The organism is Chloroflexota bacterium (assembly GCA_026389585.1).
Lineage (GTDB): Bacteria > Chloroflexota > Dehalococcoidia > UBA2247 > RBG-13-53-26 > JAPLHP01.
On the sequence record JAPLHP010000093.1, the window covers coordinates 1 to 5,424 of the forward strand.

At 53.7% G+C, this 5,424-nt stretch carries 5 protein-coding genes; 3 read left to right on the plus strand and 2 right to left on the minus strand.

The features are described 5' to 3' along the window. The coding region (locus NTZ04_08610) for a thiolase family protein (protein ID MCX5992367.1) at positions 1 to 387 on the minus strand (387 nt) is incomplete at its 3' end. 1 nt (position 388) lies between these two features. Further along, positions 389 to 817, minus strand: a complete 429-nt coding sequence (locus tag NTZ04_08615) for a Zn-ribbon domain-containing OB-fold protein (GenBank protein MCX5992368.1) — start codon at positions 815 to 817, stop codon at positions 389 to 391. 368 nt (positions 818 to 1,185) lie between these two features. Here NTZ04_08615 and NTZ04_08620 point away from each other — a divergent pair, with 368 nt between their 5' ends. The 3 genes from NTZ04_08620 (at position 1,186) to nadC (ending at position 4,863) form a co-directional block, all read left to right on the plus strand. Then, entirely contained in the window at positions 1,186 to 2,328 is a 1,143-nt protein-coding gene (locus NTZ04_08620) for an acyl-CoA/acyl-ACP dehydrogenase (protein MCX5992369.1), read from the plus strand. 138 nt (positions 2,329 to 2,466) lie between these two features. Continuing rightward, positions 2,467 to 3,999, plus strand: a complete 1,533-nt coding sequence (gene nadB, locus NTZ04_08625; GenBank protein ID MCX5992370.1) for an L-aspartate oxidase — start codon at positions 2,467 to 2,469, stop codon at positions 3,997 to 3,999. Positions 4,000 to 4,008: 9 nt separating this feature from the next. Next, the gene (gene nadC, locus NTZ04_08630) at positions 4,009 to 4,863 is read left to right on the plus strand and encodes a carboxylating nicotinate-nucleotide diphosphorylase (protein MCX5992371.1); all 855 of its coding nucleotides are present in this window, start codon (positions 4,009 to 4,011) and stop codon (positions 4,861 to 4,863) included. The last annotated feature ends 561 nt before the right edge of the window (positions 4,864 to 5,424 follow it).

The following is a 5,424-nucleotide window of genomic DNA, read 5'->3' on the forward strand; positions in this document are numbered from 1 at the left end:
TGATTCCACGCCGGGCTTGTCTCTCATCTTCTCCGCTCCGAGGGCCAGAACGACATCGTAGGCTCCGGAAGCTACGCCCAGCACAGCGTTTCTGAAGACGTCGTTTCCCGTGGGGCAGCCGTTTTCCAGCCTGCTGATGGGGATGCCGCGGAGTCCCAGTACCGTGCCCAGGGTGGTGCCTTCACGCGAACCCTGCCCGATCATGCCGCCGCCGCTCCACTGACCAAACCAGGCCGCCTTGATGTCCTTCGGGTCGAACCCCTTGTCGACACTCTTGACGCACTTCATGAAGGCTTCCTGTATCATGTTCTCGAGGCCCTTGTGGAAGAGTTCTCCAAAGGGGATCATGCCTACGCCGATTATGGCTACCTTGCCTCTGATGCTCATGCTAGGCCTCCTCTACCAGTCTGAACTTGTAGCCGTAGACATCCAGCCCGCTATCATTAACCACTTTTCGGAACACCATCTGGACCTTGGTGCCGATCTTCACCTCGTCCGGGTTGGAGACCTCGGTGAGCAGGCCCACATACCGGCCACCTCCGTCCAGATCGATAATGACATTGACGGTCGGCGGCTCAAGGCCGGGTGGAGGTGTCCAGTTGATGCAGAAGGTGTGCACCTTCCCCGACTTGCTCAGTTGGAAGTCCTTCTGATTGAAACTGCTGCACTTGTGGCAGACCTTGGTCTGCGGGTAGGTAATATGGCCGCAGTCGGAGCACTTTGAACCCAGTAGTTGGTAGACGGTCGGGTTGAGTCTCCAGTACAACGGCGACGCTGGTCTTGGGGACTGCATCCTCTCTCTCTCCCACATCGTCATCTGCTATTTCCTCCTTTTGTTCCAGAATATTGGCTGACCTGGTGTTGGTTGTACCACTGGGGAATGACACTTGTATTATTAACAAATTTACAGCAGATGGGGCTCGTGTGTCAAAAAATACCTATAGGATGCAAGCTGTTTCAGAGTCGATGAGGCTGTTTATCAACTCTTTCAACCCCCTGTAGTCCCCCAGTATCGGGGGACACCCCCAAGCCCCCGGCAAATGGGCTTCTGCCCCTCTGCAATCCCCAGTTGCTGAACAGGCTCATCTGGTGTGTTTAGACCTGGTGCCTGCATCTTTGCTATACTTAGTCAATTGTACCAACGTGAAAAGAGCAGGTCATAATCGAAAAAGAGAGGTGGCAATTATGGATTTAGGGCTTTCTGAACAGCAGGAAATGCTGAAAAAGATGGCCAGGGATTTCCTGGTCACCGAGTGTCCCAAGAAGCTGGTGAGAGAGATGGAGGTTGATGAGAAGGGTCATGTGCCAGAGCTATGGCGTAAGATGGCGGAACTCGGTTGGCAGGGATTGCCCTTCCCAGAGCAGTATGGTGGTGGCGCGGGAAGTTTTCTCGATCTGGGTGTGCTTCTAGAAGAGATGGGGCGTGCCTGCCTGCCCAGCCCTTTCCTGCCTACAGTGGTTCTGGGTGGTTTGACTATCCTGGAGGTTGGAAACGAAGCCCAGAAGCAGCAATTCCTGACTCCTATAGCTAATGGTGAAATGGTCATGACAATGGCCCTCACTGAGTCTAGCGCCAGATACGATGCATCTGGCATTGCCGTTGAAGCTACCTCAAGCAAGGATCACTATGTTATCAGTGGCACTAAACTGTTTGTGCCCAACGCGCATGTGGCTGACTGGATAGTATGTATTGCCAGAACAGGGAAAGGGCGGAATCCAGAGGATGGGATCACCCTGTTTCTGGTAAAGAATGAAAGCCCGGGTGTGATCTGCAAAGTGCTTCCTTCTATGGCGAAGGACAAGCAATGTGAGGTGGTGTTTAATAATGTTGGAGTGCCTGCCAAGGATGTGTTGGGGGAGGTTGGGAGGGGCTGGAATGTGGTGAGCAAGGCACTGCAGAGAGCGGCTGTGGCCAAGAGCCTGGAGATGGCAGGTGGTGCCCAGCAGGTTCTCGAGATGACGGTGAGCTATGCTAAGGAGAGGGTACAATTTGACCATCCTATCGGCACTTTCCAGGCTATTCAACACCATTGTGCCAATATGGTAATAGACGTTGATACTGCACGATACCTGACTTACCTGGCGGCTTCGAAATTGAGCGAAGGGGCATCTTGTGACATGGAAGTAGCTGCAGCTAAGGCTTGGACCAGCGAAGCCTATCGGCGGGTTGTCTATCTGGGGCATCAGGTTCACGGAGCAATAGGCTTTACTCTGGATCATGACATGCAGTTGTACTCCAGACGCGCCAAGGCAGCCGAGATTGCGTTTGGTGATGCTGACTTCCATAGAGAAGCGCTCGCTCGGCATCTGGAGGCCCAGAGCGCCTAGCCTACTAGGTTGCAGCGCTTCTCGAATTATCTCCATTGTGTTTCGGAGTCTGAACGCCCCTTCGAGATTCAATGGAGTGGCACAGCCAGGACAAATGGTGCTATGTTCAATCGTTGGTTCTCGGGGGCTGTATAGATAATGACCTATGACTATATGATTGTCGGGAGTGGCATTGCAGGGCTCTACACCGCGTTGCTGGCGCAAAAACAGGGCAGCGTATTGATCCTGACCAAAGGGAGTATTGATGACTGCAACACCAAGCATGCCCAGGGAGGTATTGCTGCAGCGATAGGAGAAGGCGATTCTCCCCGGCTTCACTTCCATGATACTATTGCTGCCGGAGCCGGATTGTCCAATCCGGAGGCGGTAAACCTTTTGGTAGCTGAGGCTGCTGACCGCATTGCTGACCTCATCAATCTCGGTGTTCCCTTCGACACGGTTAATGGTGAAGTTGCTCTGGCTAAGGAGGCAGCTCATACGGTGCCTCGCATCCTGCATGCCGGTGGTGATGCCACTGGTGAACATATAGAGGTTACCCTAAGCCGGAGGGTGCGCCAAGCGGGAATAGAGGTCCTGGAATATTGCCTGGCCACTGAGATCATGGTTGAAAAGGGTGTTGTCAGGGGTGTTAGAGCTCTCGATTGCCGTACCGGATCTGTTGAAGAGTTCCTTTGCCACAACCTGGTTTTGGCTACAGGTGGTGCCGGACGCTTGTTCAAGTATACAACCAATTCGGAGGTAGCCACTGGCGATGGGGTCGCGCTTGCCTTCAGTGCTGGCGCCGAGATCCAGGATATGGAGTTCTTCCAGTTCCACCCCACGGCAGTCCGCCTGCCTGGGACGCATCCATTTCTCATCTCTGAGGCTGTCAGGGGAGAGGGCGGAATTCTCCGAAATGTGGAGGGATATCGCTTTATGCCGGATTATACCCCTGGGGGTGAACTGGCACCTCGGGACGTTGTGACCCGAGGCATTCTCTATGAGATGCAAAAGACCCGAAGCGACAGGGTTTTTCTTGACATAACACATTTGCCTTACCAGTTAATCACCACACGATTTCCTCATATTTATCGTTTCTGCCTGGAACACGGGCTGGATATCACTAAGGGACTCATACCTGTAGCTCCGGCTGCTCACTACATGATGGGTGGTGTCAAGACAAATACATGGGGGGAGACCAACATCAGTGGACTCTACGCGGTGGGTGAGGTGGGGTGTACCGGACTCCACGGGGCGAACAGGTTGGCCAGCAATTCGCTGCTTGAGGTTCTGGTGTTTAGTAAGCGGGTGGTACAGAAACCCAAAGAGAGACCTGCTGAAGACACAGCAGGTATGGGGGAACAAAGCTATTATTCCCTCCCCAAGCGGAACTTCTCAGGAGGGACATTGCTCAGTTGTACTGCTCTCCAGACATTGATGTGGGAGAATGTCGGGATCATGCGCTCCGGAGATACATTGGAGAAGGCGGCAAACACCGTTTCCGCCTGGGAGAAGACCCTGGAAAAACCTTCTGACCGCAGCTCATATGAATTGAACAATCTCGTTCTGACGGGTCGATTGATGGCGGAGGCCGCTTTGATAAGGAAGGAAAGCCGTGGAGCCCACTTTCGCACAGATTACCCGGAGTCGTCTCCCGATTGGCTGAAGCACATTGTACTCCGGAGGGATTAGGGGTTGGGGATGGATGGGAGGCAAATAGAGGAGATCGTTGACCGGGCTCTGGCTGAAGATTGGAGCTCCGGCGATGTAACCACGCGGGCAATCATACCGGCTGAACTGGAAGGCAAGGCTTCCATAATTGCCAAGGCCCGTGGTGTGTTAGCAGGCACAGAAGTAGCCCGGGTGGCCTTCCACAGAGTTGATTCCTCACTTCGATTTGCCCTGCAGCTTCGAGATGGCAGTGAAGTGCAATCGGGTGTTACGATAGCCGAAGTTGAAGGGAAAGTAAGCAGTATCCTCAGGGCCGAGCGGGTAGCCCTCAATTTCCTGCAGCGGCTAAGCGGTATAGCTTCGGAGACACATCGTTACGCGGAGGCGATCAAGGGGTTTAATGCCCGCATTGTGGATACCCGGAAAACTACCCCTGGCCTGAGATTTATGGAAAAGTATGCTGTCAGGGTTGGTGGCGGTTACAATCACCGGTCGCATCTTGGGGACGGTATTCTCATAAAAGATAATCACCTGGCGGCGCTGCGTGCCAGAGGGCTGGGTCTGAAAGCAGCTATTGCCCTGGCCAAGAAGAATGCTCCACACATGCTCAAGATCGAGGTGGAGGTAACTACTGTCGAAGAGGCCGTCGAGGCCGTCGAGGCTGGGGCGGATATCATCATGCTGGACAACATGAGTGTGGAGGAGATGCGCCGTGCCGTGAAGTCAGTCGGAGGACGGGTTATCCTCGAGGCCTCCGGAGGCATTACTCTGGACAACGTGAGGGCGGTGGCCGAGACAGGGGTTGATTTGATCTCGATCGGTGCCCTTACTCACTCGGCGAAGGCCCTAGACATCAGCCTCGAACTGGAAGCATCTTCTCACTGAGTGTTTCTTGGGGGAGCCAGTCCGTGTTCTTTGAGTAAAGGGGTGTTGGCTAGAGTCTCTTCGGTCGGCCTGTCAGCGACTACCTTTCCTTGACAGAGGACTAGAGCGCGCTCTCACCCTCGTCACATCAGCCGGGCTGCTCTGCTCCAAGAAGGGAATAGCCGAACCGAGCTACATCAACTCCTGAGACCCAGGTGCTCAAGAAAGACTTCGTTTTGACCACCTGCCTGACAAATGAACTTCATAGTCTTAGTGCACAAAACAGGCGAATATGTGACAGCAGACGCACGAACCGTGATGAAATCATCCACAAAGCTACCCCTTCGATTGATTAAACGCACCTCACGACGTTTCGGCAACCCCACACGAGGTCCTGTCCTATTTGTTCTCCAGTTGAACTTAATGGATTCCAAGATCATAATAAATAGTTTGGGAGCGAGGACGATTTCTCTCGGACAAAGGGACAAGGATGAAGGGGAATTCCAACAGGACGTGGAGCCAGATCAGCTCGTATCTTTTGGTCCGCACCCGTGCGGTGAGATGGGCCATAGTTGTGGTTTT